This is a genomic window from Allobosea sp., from assembly GCF_036675845.1.
Classification (GTDB): Bacteria; Pseudomonadota; Alphaproteobacteria; order Rhizobiales; family Beijerinckiaceae; genus Allobosea.
This window is the reverse complement of record NZ_JAKFED010000182.1, coordinates 1-14095: the sequence shown is the minus strand read 5'-3', so window position 1 is coordinate 14095 and position 14095 is coordinate 1. Positions and strand designations below refer to the sequence as shown.

13 protein-coding genes and 1 pseudogene are annotated in these 14095 nt (G+C 68.5%); 8 read left to right on the top strand and 6 right to left on the bottom strand.

The features are described 5' to 3' along the window. Nucleotides 1-473: 473 nt before the first annotated feature. Entirely contained in the window at nucleotides 474-1331 is an 858-nt protein-coding gene (locus V6M56_RS19740; RefSeq protein ID WP_332686183.1) for a YihY/virulence factor BrkB family protein, read from the top strand. Nucleotides 1332-1404: 73 nt separating this feature from the next. Here the strand turns inward: V6M56_RS19740 and V6M56_RS19735 are convergent, their stop codons facing one another. Both V6M56_RS19735 and ccrA read right to left on the bottom strand, forming a co-directional pair. Further along, on the bottom strand, nucleotides 1405-2148 hold the full coding sequence (locus V6M56_RS19735; RefSeq protein ID WP_332686182.1) for an HPP family protein: 744 nt from the start codon (nucleotides 2146-2148) through the stop codon (nucleotides 1405-1407). Nucleotides 2149-2277: 129 nt separating this feature from the next. Continuing rightward, complete coding sequence (gene ccrA / locus V6M56_RS19730; RefSeq protein ID WP_332686181.1) at nucleotides 2278-3552, bottom strand: crotonyl-CoA carboxylase/reductase; 1275 nt, start codon at nucleotides 3550-3552, stop codon at nucleotides 2278-2280. Nucleotides 3553-3615: 63 nt separating this feature from the next. Here ccrA and V6M56_RS19725 point away from each other — a divergent pair, with 63 nt between their 5' ends. Continuing rightward, on the top strand, nucleotides 3616-4230 hold the full coding sequence (locus tag V6M56_RS19725) for a DUF4180 domain-containing protein (RefSeq protein WP_332686180.1): 615 nt from the start codon (nucleotides 3616-3618) through the stop codon (nucleotides 4228-4230). On the opposite strand, the gene ubiG is transcribed toward V6M56_RS19725, so the two are convergent. After that, entirely contained in the window at nucleotides 4227-4994 is a 768-nt protein-coding gene (gene ubiG / locus V6M56_RS19720) for a bifunctional 2-polyprenyl-6-hydroxyphenol methylase/3-demethylubiquinol 3-O-methyltransferase UbiG (RefSeq protein WP_332686179.1), read from the bottom strand. The genes V6M56_RS19725 and ubiG overlap by 4 nt on opposite strands. A 146-nt stretch (nucleotides 4995-5140) precedes the next feature. Here ubiG and V6M56_RS19715 point away from each other — a divergent pair, with 146 nt between their 5' ends. Beyond that, nucleotides 5141-6379, top strand: a complete 1239-nt coding sequence (locus tag V6M56_RS19715; RefSeq protein ID WP_332686178.1) for an aspartate kinase — start codon at nucleotides 5141-5143, stop codon at nucleotides 6377-6379. Nucleotides 6380-6407: 28 nt separating this feature from the next. Here the strand turns inward: V6M56_RS19715 and V6M56_RS19710 are convergent, their stop codons facing one another. Both V6M56_RS19710 and V6M56_RS19705 read right to left on the bottom strand, forming a co-directional pair. Next, nucleotides 6408-6833, bottom strand: coding sequence for a GNAT family N-acetyltransferase (locus V6M56_RS19710; protein ID WP_332686177.1), 426 nt, complete (start codon nucleotides 6831-6833; stop codon nucleotides 6408-6410). Between the two features lie 7 nt (nucleotides 6834-6840). Then, nucleotides 6841-8436, bottom strand: coding sequence for a CYTH and CHAD domain-containing protein (locus V6M56_RS19705; protein ID WP_332686176.1), 1596 nt, complete (start codon nucleotides 8434-8436; stop codon nucleotides 6841-6843). A gap of 176 nt (nucleotides 8437-8612) precedes the next feature. On the opposite strand from V6M56_RS19705, the gene V6M56_RS19700 reads away from it, so the two are divergent. The 5 genes from V6M56_RS19700 (at nucleotide 8613) to V6M56_RS19680 (ending at nucleotide 13697) form a co-directional block, all read left to right on the top strand. After that, a complete protein-coding gene (locus V6M56_RS19700; RefSeq protein WP_332686175.1) occupies nucleotides 8613-9353 on the top strand; it encodes a metallophosphoesterase family protein in 741 nt (246 codons plus the stop codon). 10 nt (nucleotides 9354-9363) lie between these two features. Further along, nucleotides 9364-10764: a protein kinase domain-containing protein gene (locus V6M56_RS19695; RefSeq protein WP_332686174.1), complete on the top strand. Its 1401-nt coding sequence runs from the start codon at nucleotides 9364-9366 to the stop codon at nucleotides 10762-10764. A gap of 7 nt (nucleotides 10765-10771) precedes the next feature. Further along, nucleotides 10772-10999 (top strand): type II toxin-antitoxin system ParD family antitoxin, encoded by a 228-nt coding sequence (locus tag V6M56_RS19690; RefSeq protein WP_332686173.1) that lies wholly within the window; start codon nucleotides 10772-10774, stop codon nucleotides 10997-10999. Nucleotides 11000-11241: 242 nt separating this feature from the next. Continuing rightward, nucleotides 11242-12282: a phosphotransferase family protein gene (locus V6M56_RS19685; protein WP_332686172.1), complete on the top strand. Its 1041-nt coding sequence runs from the start codon at nucleotides 11242-11244 to the stop codon at nucleotides 12280-12282. Between the two features lie 140 nt (nucleotides 12283-12422). Next, nucleotides 12423-13697: an acyl-CoA dehydrogenase family protein gene (locus V6M56_RS19680; protein ID WP_332686170.1), complete on the top strand. Its 1275-nt coding sequence runs from the start codon at nucleotides 12423-12425 to the stop codon at nucleotides 13695-13697. Nucleotides 13698-13910: 213 nt separating this feature from the next. Here the strand turns inward: V6M56_RS19680 and V6M56_RS19675 are convergent. After that, nucleotides 13911-14095, bottom strand: a pseudogene (locus V6M56_RS19675) (histidine/lysine/arginine/ornithine ABC transporter ATP-binding protein); the annotation flags it as partial.

Below are 14095 nucleotides of genomic sequence, written 5' to 3'. Positions count from 1 at the left end.
CTAGAGCCGGATGCTTTCAGACGGAATCGCGAAGCGCTTCCGTCTGAAAGCTGAATCCGTCTCTCATCAAGGAGTGAGAGCAGGATGATCGCGAAAAACCGGTTCCCACTTTTTCGCATCCTGCTCTAGCCGCCTGATACGCGGGAGGCACGACCTTGTCGCTGCCTGCGACGCCGTGGCGGCATGCCCGAGACGCGATGGAAGGCGCGGGAACCCCTCTCCTGGAAGGAGAGGGGCAGGGGTAAGGTGTTCGGGAGGGATGTCGTCGGCCTGAACCCGACCGCGCGGTCAGCGCTCGCGGAACTGGTCCAGCGGCCTACACCTCACCCTGCCCTCTCCTTCCAGGAGAGGGTTCCCCGCGCCTGGTCCGTCATAGTCGATGCGCGGTGTGACTTGGCACCGAACGCGCACCTTCCCCTTGCCACCGGCGGCTCAACCGCCAAGAATCGCCGCCCTGCCCCGCCGAGCCCGCCATGTCCCTGCGTTCCGCCCCCGCCATCGCCTTCGAGCGCTTCATCGCCCATGACGGCTGGGCGATCGCCAGCCATATCGCGCTCTCGGTGCTGATGTCGCTGTTCCCCTTCCTGATCATCGTCACGGCGCTCGGCGGCCTGTTCGGCTCGCAGGAGGCGGCCGACGAGGCCGCCCAGCTCCTGCTCGAGGCCTGGCCGCGCGAGATCGCCGAACCGATCGCGCGCGAGGTCCGCTCGGTGCTGACCGCGGTACGCAAGGACGCGCTGACGCTCGGCGCGATCCTCGCCCTGTACTTCTCCTCGTCCGGCGTCGAGGCGGTGCGGATCGGGCTGAACCGGGCCTATGAGGCCTATGAATGGCGCTCCTGGTGGCGCACGCGGCTGGAATCGATCGTCTACGTGATCGGCGGCGCTTTCTTCATGCTCGCCTTCTCGCTGCTCGTCGTGCTCGGCCCGCTGCTCTGGCGCGGCGTCGTCGGCTTCGCGCCAGCTCTCGCGCCGCTCGGCTTCATGCTCGCCTTCCTGCGCATCGCCGGCGCGACCGTGCTGATCGTGCTGGCGCTCTGCGTCGCGCACAAGCTGCTGCCGGCGCGCGCGCCGCATATCGGGGCGATGTGGCCGGGCATCCTGATGACGCTCCTGGTCTGGCTCGTCGGCGGGCTCGCCTTCGGCTGGTATCTCGACTCCTTCGCCGGCGCCTATGTCACGACCTATGCCGGCCTCGCCACCGCGATGATCGCGCTCGTCTTCCTTTACTGGCTGGCGGCGATCTTCCTTTACGGCGCCGAGCTCAACGCCGCGATCGCCATCGCGCGGGCGCCGAAGGCGGCTCCGAGCGAAGCGATCGCCTCGCTGTGAGCCCTGTCGAGGGCACCACGCAGAAAGCGGCCCCGCCGTCGCGATCCCCGTTCCTTGCGATGAACTCGCTGCCTTATGATGCACTCGCCTGGCGGCGCGCCGCATTGGCCTCGGCATATTGCAGCAACCGGTCGAGATCATCGCGCGCAATGTCGAAGGTCTCTCCCATCTGGGCCAACGCCTCGTCGATATCGGCCGGGCTGAAAGCGGCCGCAGGGCCGTTGCCGGCACCGCTCGGTTGGCTCGGCGCGATCCGGTGCGGATAGGACCGGCGCGACAGGCCGTGGAAGGCTACCCCGAGCGCAACCAGCACGAGGGAACTCAGGCCGACCGGCATCAGCGGAAAGAGATAGCCCCATTTGGCGACGGCGGAGCCCCCCAGCGCAGCCGTGAGAGCGACGGCGCCACCGGGAGGGTGGAGCGAACGGGTCAGCGACATGACTGCGATGGCGAGGGCGACCGCGAGCGCCGCGGCAAGCGTCGTCTCCGGAATCGCCCAGGAGACGGCAAGGCCGACACAGGCGGAGATGACATTGCCGCCGATGACTGGCCAGGGCTGCGCCAGGGGGCTTGCCGGAATCGCGAAGATCAGGACCGCGGACGCGCCAATGGGCGCGATGACCAGCGGCGACGGAGTCGGGAAGGCCAAGCCGCTCGCGGCGGTCAGGGCAATCGCGATGAAGGCACCGGCACAGGCAATCAGGCGCTCCGAGATCGTCGCGCCAGCCAGGATGGGTCTGAACAGTTTCAAAGCACCCAGGCCTGTTTCGCTCGCTCGGGAGCGCTGCTTATAATGGCGGCATTCCGCATAATTCAACGGCAAATAATTTAATTCACAAACTCAACCGTTAATTGTAAACGCACCTTGCCACGCGCGGGCTGGGGTGCCCTCGCCCGTCCTTTCGCGCCGTGGCCGGCATTGCGCGAAAGGCCTGCGACCGCGGCCTCAGTGCCCCAGCGCCTCGGCCACGTCCTCATAGGTACGCAGGCCGGTGCGCGGCGCGTAGACCAGCACCGCCATATTGCCCGGCGCATGCTCGTTCTTCCACATCTTGTGATGGGCGAGCGGGATCTTGGCCCAGGGAAAGACCTCGGACATGCAAGGGTCGATGCGGCGGTCGAGCACGAACTGGTTGGCGGCCGAAGCCTGCTTGAGATGGGCGAAATGCGAGCCCTGGACGCGCTTCTGGCGCATCCAGACATAGCGGGCGTCGAAGGTGATGTTGAAGCCCGAGGTGCCGGCGCAGAAGACGATCATGCCGCCGCGCTTGGCGACGAGGCAGGAGACCGGGAAGGTCGCCTCGCCCGGATGCTCGAAGACGATGTCGACATCCTTCTTGCCGGTGATGTCCCAGATCGCCTTGCCGAACTTGCGGGCCTCCTTCGTCCAGTCGTTGTATTCGGGCGAATTGACCTTGGGCATCTGGCCCCAGCAGTTGAAATCCTTGCGGTTGACCACGCCCTTGGCGCCGAGGCTCAGCACATAGTCGCGCTTGCTCTCGTCCGAGATCACGCCGATGGCATTGGCGCCCGAGGCCGCGCAGAGCTGGACGCCGAAGACGCCGAGGCCGCCGGAAGCGCCCCAGATCAGCACATTGTCGCCCGGCTTGATCGTATGCGGGGCATGGCCGAACAGCATGCGGTAGGCGGTCGCCAGCGTCAGCGTATAGCAGGCCGATTCCTCCCAGGAGAGGTGCTTCGGCTTGAGCATGAGCTGGCGCGACTGGACGCGGCAGAACTGGGCGAAGGAGCCGTCCGGCGTCTCATAACCCCAGATGCGCTGGGAGGAGGAGAACATCGGGTCGCCGCCATTGCACTCCTCGTCGTCGCCATCGTCCTGGTTGCAGTGGACGATGACCTCGTCGCCGACCTTCCAGCGCTTCACCTTGGAGCCGACGGCCCAGACGATGCCCGAGGCGTCCGAGCCGGCAATGTGGAGCTCGCCCTTGTGGACGTCGAAGGGCGAGATCGGCTGGCCGAGGCCGGCCCAGATGCCGTTATAGTTGACCCCGCCGGCCATCACGAGCAGGAGCACCTCCTCCTCGCCGATCGCCCAGGTCGGCACCACCTCGACCTGGAAGCTCTCCTGCGGCGGGCCGTGGCGCTCGCGCCGGATCGTCCAGGCGTACATGTTCGCCGGGACATGGCCGAGCGGCGGCAGCTCGCCGAGCTCGTAAAGGTCCTTCAGCGCCGGCTTCGCGACAGCTTGCGGCTTCGACATCTGCTTTCTCCCTTTGTCGCCACGCCTCTTGCCTGGTGGCGTTGCCGGCGATCATGCCGCTCGATGCTGCAGTGCGCCATTCGCCTATCGAATTATGTCGCAGCGCAAAAAACAAGTGGCACCGGGGAAAACCTGTCTGGCGACCCTGGCCCTCCGGCCTCGGAGGCGGCCATTCTCCCGGAACACGCGCGCATCGAAGGCCGCGAAGGGGTGCAAGCACGAGCACCCGAAACCAGCATAGCGGCAGCCGCGACGTCAGGCGAGACGGGAAGGCCTTGCGGTATCCGGGCGGATTTTCTTAGTTGCGGCATGCAAAGCTGCCAGGACATCGCCGGGACCCGCGTTCTCGTCTTCGCCAAGAGCGGCCCGCGCCTCGAAACCGAACGCGACATCAACCGGTTCCTGGAGGCGGCCTGGGGCGAGGATGCCGGCCTGGTCGCCATCCCGATGACGAGGCTGGCTCCGGATTTCTTCCGGCTGAGGACGCGCCTTGCCGGAGAAGTCGCCCAGAAGTTCGTCAATTACGGGGTCCGGCTCGCTGTCGTCGGCGACATCTCGCGCTGGACCGCCGACAGTAAGCCGCTGCGCGACTTCGTCACCGAGGCGAACCGGGGGCAAGCCCTGTGGTTCGTCGAGGACCTGGCCGAGTTGGAAAGCCGGCTGGCGCCGGCCAGCTAAGCGCGGCGCGGCTCGCTGTCCCGCCGCGCCGCGAGCATGTAGTTGACGTCCATATCCGCCGAGAGCGACCAGCGGTCGGCCAGCGGGTTATAGGCGACGCCCTGGCGCGAGAAGGTGGCGAGCCCGCCGGCGGCGATCGCCGCCTCCAGCTCGTCCGGCGTCACGAATTTCTGCCAGTCATGGGTGCCGCGCGGCAGCCAGCGCAGGACGTATTCGGCGCCGACGATGGCGAGCGCCCAGGACTTCAGGGTGCGGTTCAGCGTCGCCATCACCAGAAGACCATCAGGCTTCGCAGCCTTGCAGCAGGCGGTGACGAAGGCCTCGACATCGGCGACATGCTCGACCACCTCCATGGCGAGCACGATGTCGAAGCGCTGCCCGGCAGCGACCACCGCCTCGATCGTCTCGTCGCGATAGTCGATCGAGAGCCCCGACTTCTCAGCATGCGCACGCGCCACCGCGATATTGCCGGCGGCAGGATCGAGCCCCGTCACGCTCGCGCCCAGCCGCGCCAGCGGCTCGGACAGCACGCCGCCGCCGCAGCCGATGTCGACGATGCTCAGGCCGTCCAGCGCGCGCAGCGCCTTCGGTTCGCGGCCGTAATGCTCGCAGGCGAGATCGCGGATATAGGCGAGGCGCACCGGATTGAACTTGTGCAGCACCGCCATCGGGCCCTTCGGGTCCCACCAGCTCTTCGCCATGGCGTCGAAGCGGGAAACTTCCGCCGGATCGACCGTCGAGCCTTCGCGCGCCGCTGCGCTCATCGCCTTATCTCCCGTTTCCGCCGCACCGCCACCGACCGCATTGACAGTTTCGGCGCCGGCCGTCATCTACACCCGCCCTTCGCCCGGCGCGAGGGGACGTTTCGTCCCGGCCAATGCCGGGGCAATGTTGAGAGCCTTTGGATGTCATGGCCCGTCTGGTGATGAAATTCGGCGGCACTTCCGTCGCCACCGTGGAGCGTATCAAGAACGCGGCCCGCCACGTCAAACGCGAGTTCGACGCCGGCCATGAGGTCGCGGTCGTGGTCTCGGCGATGTCGGGCAAGACCAACGAGCTCGTCGCCTGGGCCAAGGAGGCGGCACCCGCCTACGATCCGGCCGAATACGATGTCGTCGTCGCCTCCGGCGAGCAGGTCACCTCCGGGCTGATGGCGCTCGTCCTGCAGGAGGCGGGCCTGCCGGCGCGCTCCTGGCAGGGCTGGCAGATTCCGCTCTACGGCTCGGACGCGCATGGCGCCGCCCGCATCGAGGGCGTCGACGGCGCCGGCATCCTCGCCGGCTTCGACCGCAATCGCGAGGTCGCGGTCTGCTCCGGCTTCCAGGGCCTCAACCCGCGCAGCCACCGCATCGTCACGCTCGGCCGCGGCGGCTCCGATACCAGCGCGGTGGCGCTGGCGGCAGGGCTGAAGGCCGATCGCTGCGACATCTACACCGATGTCGACGGCGTCTACACCACCGATCCGCGCGTCGTGCCCAAGGCCAGGCGCATGGACAAGGTCTCCTTCGAGGAGATGCTGGAGATGGCCTCGCTCGGCTCGAAGGTGCTGCAGGTGCGCTCGGTCGAGATCGCCATGGTCCAGCGCGTGCCGACCTATGTCCGCTCCTCCTTCGACGACCCTGACAATCCCAATCCAGGCACCCTCATCTGCGACGAGGACGACATCGTGGAACAGCAGATCGTCACCGGCATCGCGTTCTCGCGCGACGAAGCCCAGATCACGCTCCGGCGTGTCGCCGACAAGCCCGGCGTCGCGGCCGCGATCTTCGGCCCGCTCGCCGACGCCAACATCAATGTCGACATGATCATCCAGGTCGTCTCCGACGACCAGGCGACGACCGACATCACCTTCACAGTGCCGACCGGCGATTTCGAGAGGGCCAAGGCCCTGCTCGAATCGAAGCACGAGACCATCGCCTACCAGACGCTGCAGGGCGCGACCGACGTGGTGAAGATCTCGGCCATCGGCGTCGGGATGAGGAGCCATGCCGGCGTCGCGGCGCGCGCCTTCCGGGCGCTGGCCGAAAAGGGCATCAACATCCGCGCCATCACCACCTCCGAGATCAAGTTCTCGGTGCTGATCGACGCGGCCTATACCGAGCTCGCGGTCCGGACGCTGCATTCGCTCTACGGCCTCGACGCGGCCTGAGGGCCGTGTCGGGGAAAGGCCGAGGCGCTCAGCTTGTGCGCCGATACCAGAACGCGTTGGCGTAGACCTCCATCCCCGCCTTCTCGTAGAAGCCGACCGCGTCCGGCACCGAGCCGAGGATGATGGCGACCTGCGGGCCGAGCTGGCGCCGGGCCTCGTCGAGCAGGCCCTTGCCGATGCCGGATCCCTGCGCCTCCTGCGAGACGGCGAGCTCGGAGAGATAGCAGCTCCAGGTGAAATCGGTCATGCAGCGGTCGATGCCGACGACCTCGCCCTGCGGCCCGCCGCGGCGGGCGCTGACAATCAGGTTCGCGCCGGCAAGCATAGCGACGAGCCGTGCCTCGTCCGCCACCGGCCTTGTCGCTCCCAGGCCGGAATCGAGGAGCACCCGGCGAAAATCCGCGACCGACAGATCCTGCTCGCGCGCATTGAAGACGCCGGCCTGGTCCGTCATCGGGCGCTCAGCTCCAGAACGGCGCCGCCCCTTCGAAGCGGCGCCAGCTCTTCAGCAGCTTCCTGCCGGCCTCCAGCTCATGACGGCGCTGCCAGCCGAGCACCGCGCCGGCAGCGAAATCAAGCTCCGGCAGGGCCTTCCCGCCGCGCAGACCGGCGAGCAGCGGCTGCGTCGTCGCGGTGTCGTTGGCGGCGCCCAGCGCCTCCTGCAGCTTTTCCAGGCGCGCCAGATATTTTCGCGCCGCCGACTGCCCGGCATAGAGCGGCAGGAAGAACTCGGCGGTATAGCGCAGCTTCTTCAGCGACAGCCTGAGCTCATGCCGGGCTTCCGGCGCCAGCCGGGCGAAATGCCGGCCGCGCCGCAGCGACTTGCGATGGCTGCGCGCCAGCACCCTTGCGGCAAAGCTGCCGACCGGCTCGGCCAGCACGGCCAACGCCTCGCTGGCGATGCCGTTGCGCCAGCCGCGCCGCTCGAGCAAGGCGCCGAAGCCGAGCAGGAAGCGGTTGACGCGCGGGCCGGCGAGTGCGGCGTGGACGGCGGCATGGCTTTCGCCCCGCAGCGGCGCTGCGGCTTCCTCCAGGCTCGAGAGGTCGATCCCGGCAAGGCCATCCTTGGCGATGCCCGGCAGCGTCTGGGTGACGAAGACGTCCCAGTTGCGCGCTGGGCCAAGCAGGGTGGCGAGGCGCTTCGCCTCCACGGCGATCGGCGCCAGCGCCGGCGGCGCCAGTTCGCGCCCGAACAGCGAAAGGGCCGTGCGCAGGCGGCGCAGCGAGACCCGCATCTGGTGCACCGCCTCGGGCGAGCCGCCAGCGACGACGGGGCCGAGATTGGCCATGAGATGGCGCTGACCATTGCCGAGGATCTTGGCGATGGCGGCGTCGACATTGTCCTCCGCCACGATCGCGACGGGCTTCGCCTTCTGCGCCTGGGGTCTGTCGTCGAAAGCGAGTCGATAGCCGCGGGCGGCCTTGCTCGCGGTCTCGACCTGCAAGGGCGCGAGCTCGAGCAAGGCGAGGCCGAACTCGTAGAGGGCAGCCGCCTCACCGGCCTTGAGCTCGAGCTCGACCTCGCAGAGCTCCGCGCGCCGGTCGCCGGCCTCGATCGTGCCGTCGTCGAGGGCGATTTCGATCAGCGCGCCGGCGAAGTCGAGCTTCTGCGCGCGCCGGCGGACCCTGGTGGCGAAGACCGGCGACAATTGCGCCGCCGGCAGCGACGCCAGCGGCTCGCCGATCTCCGCCAGCGGCAGCAGCGACAGGTCGAGCCGCTCGTCCGGGAGCGACACCTCCCATTCGTCGCGCGCCAGCGGGTCGCCGCCGCGGACGGCCCGCTTCAGCGTCTGGACATGGCGCCGGCCACTGCGGCGCACACGCAGCGACAGGCCGTTGCGGTCGAGCAGGCAGTCCTGCGTATCGTAATAGGTGGCCTCGAGCCGGCGCACGACGCCGCGATTGCGGGCATGGCGCAGGACCAGCTCCGCCGAACGCAGCGTGGCCAGCGCCTCGGCCGAGCCGGCGAGCTTCAGCTCGATCTCCAGTGGCGCCCTGGCCGGCGGAGAACCGGCCGCTTCAGGCTGTGCGGCATCCTGGTTCGGCGTGGCTTCCAAATCGCCTCCTGCTGCGAGACCGCGGTTGAGCGCCCGGCACAACTTAGCCCCGCCGGCATCCTGCTGTCACCCGCGGGGGCTGCGGAGGGCAAAGCCGCTGCGCCGAAAAGCCTATGGCCAAGCCGGCGCGCACCCTGCCACGATGGGCGAAAGCCAGCGGATTCCCCTCGCCTGTCATGCGCATCGCCGTTCTCTCGGACATTCACGCGAACCGCGAGGCGCTGGAGGCGGTGCTGGAGGTCGTGCATCGCCTGCAGCCGGACCGGCTGGTGCTGCTCGGCGACCTTGTCGGTTACGGGCCCGATCCCGGCTTCGTCGTCGACGCCGCCAAGCAGCTCGTCGCGGCCGGCGCGCTCTGCGTGCTCGGCAACCATGACGAGGCCGCGGTCCATGGCCCCTCGGGCATGACGCCGCATGCCCATGAGGCGGCGTTGTGGACGCGCACGCAGCTTTCGGCGGAGCAACTCGCCTTCCTCGCCGCGCTGCCGCTTTCGGTCGAGCTCGACGGCGCGCTCTTCGTCCATGCCAGCGCCCGGATGCCGCAAGCCTGGCCCTATGTCACGGATGCGCATGCCGCCGGCCAGTGCCTCGCCGCCAGCGAGGCGGCGCTGATCCTCTGTGGCCACACCCATGTGCCAGCACTGTTCTACGCCAGGCCGGGGCGCGAGCCGGTGCCGTTCACCCCGCGCCGCAACCTCGCCGCGCCGCTTTCCGCGCTGCGGCGCCATGTCGTGGTGGTCGGCGCGGTCGGCCAGCCGCGCGACGGCGACCCGGCCGCCTGCTTCGCGCTGCTCGACACCAAGCGGGCCGAGGTGACGATGATCCGCGTGCCCTATGACGCGCCGGCGACGGCGCGCAAGATCGCCGCCGCCGGACTGCCGGAATGGCTCGGCATGCGCCTGCAGATCGGCCGCTGAGGAGCCAGGCATGGAACGACCGCAGACCGGCTCCGTGATCGACGGCTTCACGCTGACCGAGCGGCTGAAGGCAGGCGGCATGGCGACGCTCTGGCGTGCCAGCCATCCGGAAGAGGCAGCGCCGCTGGTGCTGAAGATCCCGTTCTTCGACCCCGGCGACGACGTCTCGGCCATCCTCGGCTACGAGGCCGAGGCGCTGATCCACCGGCGACTGTCCGGCCCGCATGTGCCGCGCTTCGTCGGCGCCGGCGACCTTGCCCGGACGCCCTATATCGCCATGGAGTACGTTGCCGGCACGAGCCTCGCGGAGACGATCCGCCGGGCGCCGTTGCCCGCCACAGAAGTCACCCGTATCGGCGAGGCCGTCGCCGTCGCGCTCGCCGACCTGCACCGGCAAGGCGTGGTGCATCTCGATCTCAAGCCCGAGAACGTGATGCTGACGGGCAACGGGGCGGTGCTGCTCGATTTCGGGCTGGCGCATCATGCCGAGCTGCCGGACCTGCTCGGCGCCGAGAGCACGATGCCGATGGGCACCGCCGCCTATATCGCGCCCGAGCAGGTGCTGGGCGAGCGTTCCGACCCGGCCAGCGACCTGTTCGCGCTCGGCTGCGTCCTCTACCAGTTGGCCTGCGGCGAGGAGCCCTTCGGCCGGCCGCAGACCGTGGCCGGCATGAAGCGCCGGCTCTACCACGCGCCGAAGCCGCTCCGGGCCGTCGATCCCGCGATACCGGCCTGGCTCGATGAAATCGTCCGGCGCTGCCTCGAGGTCGATCGCGGTCGGCGCTATGCCGAGGCGGGCAAGCTCGCCTTCGATCTGCGCCATCCCGAGCAGGTCACGGTCTCGCGCCAGCGCCGCGGTTCCCGGCCACGCGGCCTCTGGCAGCGCCTCGTCGCGCTGTTCCAGAAGCGCGACGCGCAGGAAATCACCGGCGCACCGACGCAGGCGCGGCGCAAGGCCGGGCCGTCGATCATCCTGGCCGCGGTCGACCTGTCGGCAGGCGAAAGCCCGCTTGCCGGCGCGATCCTCGCCGAGACCGGCCGGCTGCTGGCGGCACGCGAGGATTCCTGGCTCGCCTGCGTCACCGTGCTGCGCACCGAGATCATCCGCGAGACGCAAAGCGTCGATGCCGAGGGCCGTTCGCTCTATATCAAGCGGCTGGTGGCGCTGAAGGACTGGGCGCGGCCGCTGCACCTGCCCGAAGAGCGGGTGAGCTATCACGTCATCGAGGCGGTCAGCGCCGCCGACGCCATCCTGCGCCATTCCGAGCGCAACGACATCGACCATATCGTCCTCGGCGCCCGCTCCTCCTCGACGTTACGCCGCCATCTCGGCAGCGTCTCGACCAAGGTCGTCGCCGAGGCGGCCTGCTCGGTCTCGGTGGTGCGGGTCAAGGGCGGAGCGGAGGAGTAAGCGCAAGATGGTGAAAGCAAAGGCTGCATCGGGTGAGCCTGCGATCGACAACGAGGCCATCCCAAAAGGACTGCACGTCGCCGCGCGTAACAAGATCGTCGACAGATGGCTGCATAAGGCAGTCCTCCCAACCTATGACGCAATCGCAGCGGGATGCAGCAACGCCGTACCAGCCGGCGAGGCTTGGGCGAGGATCGAAACGCATATCGGTCGCGGTAAGCGTAGCGGCGGCTGAGCGGCAACCGCCGCCGGTGAGGCGCGTAAGCCCTCCCCCCGCTTGCGGTGGGGAGGGTTGGGTGGAGGGCAGCGCCGCTCGGCGCGACGATGGCGAAGGGTCAAGCCCTGCTTTGCCGCCCCCCATCCCTAACCCTTCCCCACCGCAAGCGGGGGGAAGGGGATGAGCCCGATCTTCAAGCGATTGCCTACCATCTCCAAGCCGCGTTGACCTCGCCCGCCCCACCCTCGAATATGCGCGCCATGTCAGCCGGCCCCGCTTCCCCGCCCGAATTCGATCCCGCCCGGCTCGACGCCTTCCTGCGCTCCGCCTTGCCCGGCCGGGCCGCCGGCCGGCTCGTGCTGGAGCGGATCAGCGGCGGCCAGTCGAACCCGACCTTCTTCGCCTCCTATCCCGATGCCGGCACGCGCCTCGTGCTGCGCAAGAAGCCGCCCGGCCCGCTTTTACCCTCCGCCCACGCGGTCGAGCGCGAATACCGCATCCTCAAGGCGCTCGCCGGCTCGGCCGTGCCGGTGCCGCCGGTGCTGCTGCTGCACGAGCAGGACGACGTCGTCGGCACGCCTTTCTACCTGATGGAGCGGCTCGACGGCCGGGTCTTCCACGACACCGCCCTGCCCGGCATCGCGCCCGAAGAGCGCCGCGCCATGTATTTTTCCATGGCGGAGACGCTTGCCGCGCTGCACGGCTTCGACTGGCAGGGCGCCGGGCTTTCGGACTTCGGCAAGCCAGGCAACTATTATGCCCGCCAGCTCGCGCGCTGGGGCCGGCAATGGCGCGAGACGAAGACGCAGGACATCCCGGCCATCGACCGCGCCATCGACTGGCTCGGCGCCCATCTCGACGAGACGCCGGAAACCACCATCGTCCATGGCGATTTCCGCCTCGGCAACCTGATGTTCGCCCCCGATGGGCCGCGCGTCGTCGCGGTGCTGGACTGGGAGCTCTCGACGCTCGGCCATCCGCTGTCCGACGTGGCCTTCTCCTGCCTGCCCTGGCATTCGAGCCCGGAGATGTATGCCGGCATCGTCGGGCTCGACCGCGAGGCGCTCGGCATTCCGGCGCAGGCCGAATATCTGGAGCGCTACTGCGCGGCGGCCGGGCGCACGCAAGGGCCGGGACGCTTCCATCTCGCCTTCTCGCTGTTTCGCTTCGCCGTCATCCTCGACGGCATCGCGGCAAGGGCGAAGACGGGCAACGCCGCGGCGGAGAACGCGGTCGCGGTCGGGGCGATGGCGGAGAGTTTCGCGCTCAGGGCGCAAACCGTGATCGAGGGCGCGGCGTGAGTGTGCCGGCTCGTCATTCTCGGGCGGAGCGAAGCGCAGACCCGAGAATCTCCCGGCAGGAAGGCGCTGTCTGTGCTTCTTCCGGCCTGTGATGCTCGGGTCAAGCCCGAGCATGACGTCCTATTTCAAGGAGAAACACCATGGATTTCGCCTATTCGGCCAAGGTCGAGGACCTGCGCGCCCGCCTGCAGGACTTCATGGACGCCCATGTCCAGCCGGCCGACGCCGCCTGGAAGCATGAGGTCGAGGCCGGGCGCTATCCGAGCGCGCTGATCGACGGCCTCAAGGAGAAGGCGAAGGCGGCCGGCCTGTGGAACCTGTTCCTGCCGGCACTGAAGCCGGCTGAGCCGGGCACGCGGCTGAGCAATCTCGAATACGCCCCGCTCGCCGAGATCATGGGCCGGATCTACTGGTCGTCGGAGGTGTTCAACTGCAATGCCCCCGATACCGGGAACATGGAAATCCTGCACATGTTCGCGACGCAAGAGCAGCGCGAGCGCTGGCTGGTGCCGCTGATGAACGGCGAGATCCGCTCTTGCGTCGGCATCACCGAGCCGGGCGTCGCCTCCTCCGACCCGACCAATCTGCAGACCACGATCACCCGCGATGGCGACCATTACGTCGTCAGCGGCCGCAAATGGTGGACGACCGGCGCGCTGCACCCGAAGGTCAAGCTCTGCATCGTCATGGGCCTGTCCGATACGCGCCCCGAGGCCGACCCACACAAGCGCCACAGCATGATCATCGTGCCGATGGACAGCCCCGGCGTCACGGTGATGCGCAACCTGCCGCTGCTCAACCATTTCTCGCCGGAAGGCCATACCGAGACGGATTTCGACAATGTCCGGGTGCCGGCCTCGAACCTACTCGGCGAGGAAGGCGCCGGCTTTGCCCTCGCGCAGGCGCGGCTCGGACCGGGCCGCATCCATCATTGCATGCGCACCATCGGCCAATGCGAGGTCGCGCTCGAGCTGATGATCGAGCGCGCCATCGAGCGAAAGGCCTTCGGCCGCAACCTTTCCGACTACGCCAATGTCCAGGACTGGATCGCCGAGGGCCGCATGGAGATCGACCAGGCCCGCCTGCTCTGCCTGCGCGCCGCCTGGATGATGGACAAGCACGGCAACAAGGCCGCCCGCACCGAGGTCTCGGCGATCAAGGTCGTTGCGACCCGGCTGCAGACCAAGCTGGCCGACCGGGCGATGCAGGTCTTCGGCGCCGCCGGGCTCTCCAACGACACCCCCCTCGCCTTCATCTACAGCTGGGGCCGGGCCCTGCGCTTCATCGACGGGCCGGACGAGGTCCATCTGCGCACCGTGGCGCGGGCCGAGGTGAAGAAGCGCAAGGAGAGCAACCGCAGCACCTTCGCCGAGCAGGGCGTGCTGCGGCCTTACGTGAAGCCGGCGACGCGTTAGAGCCTGCTGGTTTAGACAGAGCCGAAGCGTCTTTCCGGGGCAGGCCGAAAGGCCTGAGCCCGGAACCCATGATCACGAGATACCGGGCTTTGGCCACGGCAGCGCGGGCGTTCCTACTCAGGCGTCGTGTTCATGGGTTCCGGGCTCGACGCTCCGCGTCGCCCAGGAATGACTGAACGCCTCCGGGAGAGCACCTGCCCCCAAAGCGATGCCTCAGCGGCTGAAGATGCCATGGAAGCGGCCGAGGAAGCTGCGCAGCCGCTCATTCTTCGGATTGTCGAAGACCGCGGAGGGCTTGCCTTCCTGCGCGACCCGGCCCTGGTCGAGGAACAGGACGTGGTCCGAGACCTCGCGAACGAAGAGCATCTCGTGGCTGACCAGCAGCATGGTCATGCCGG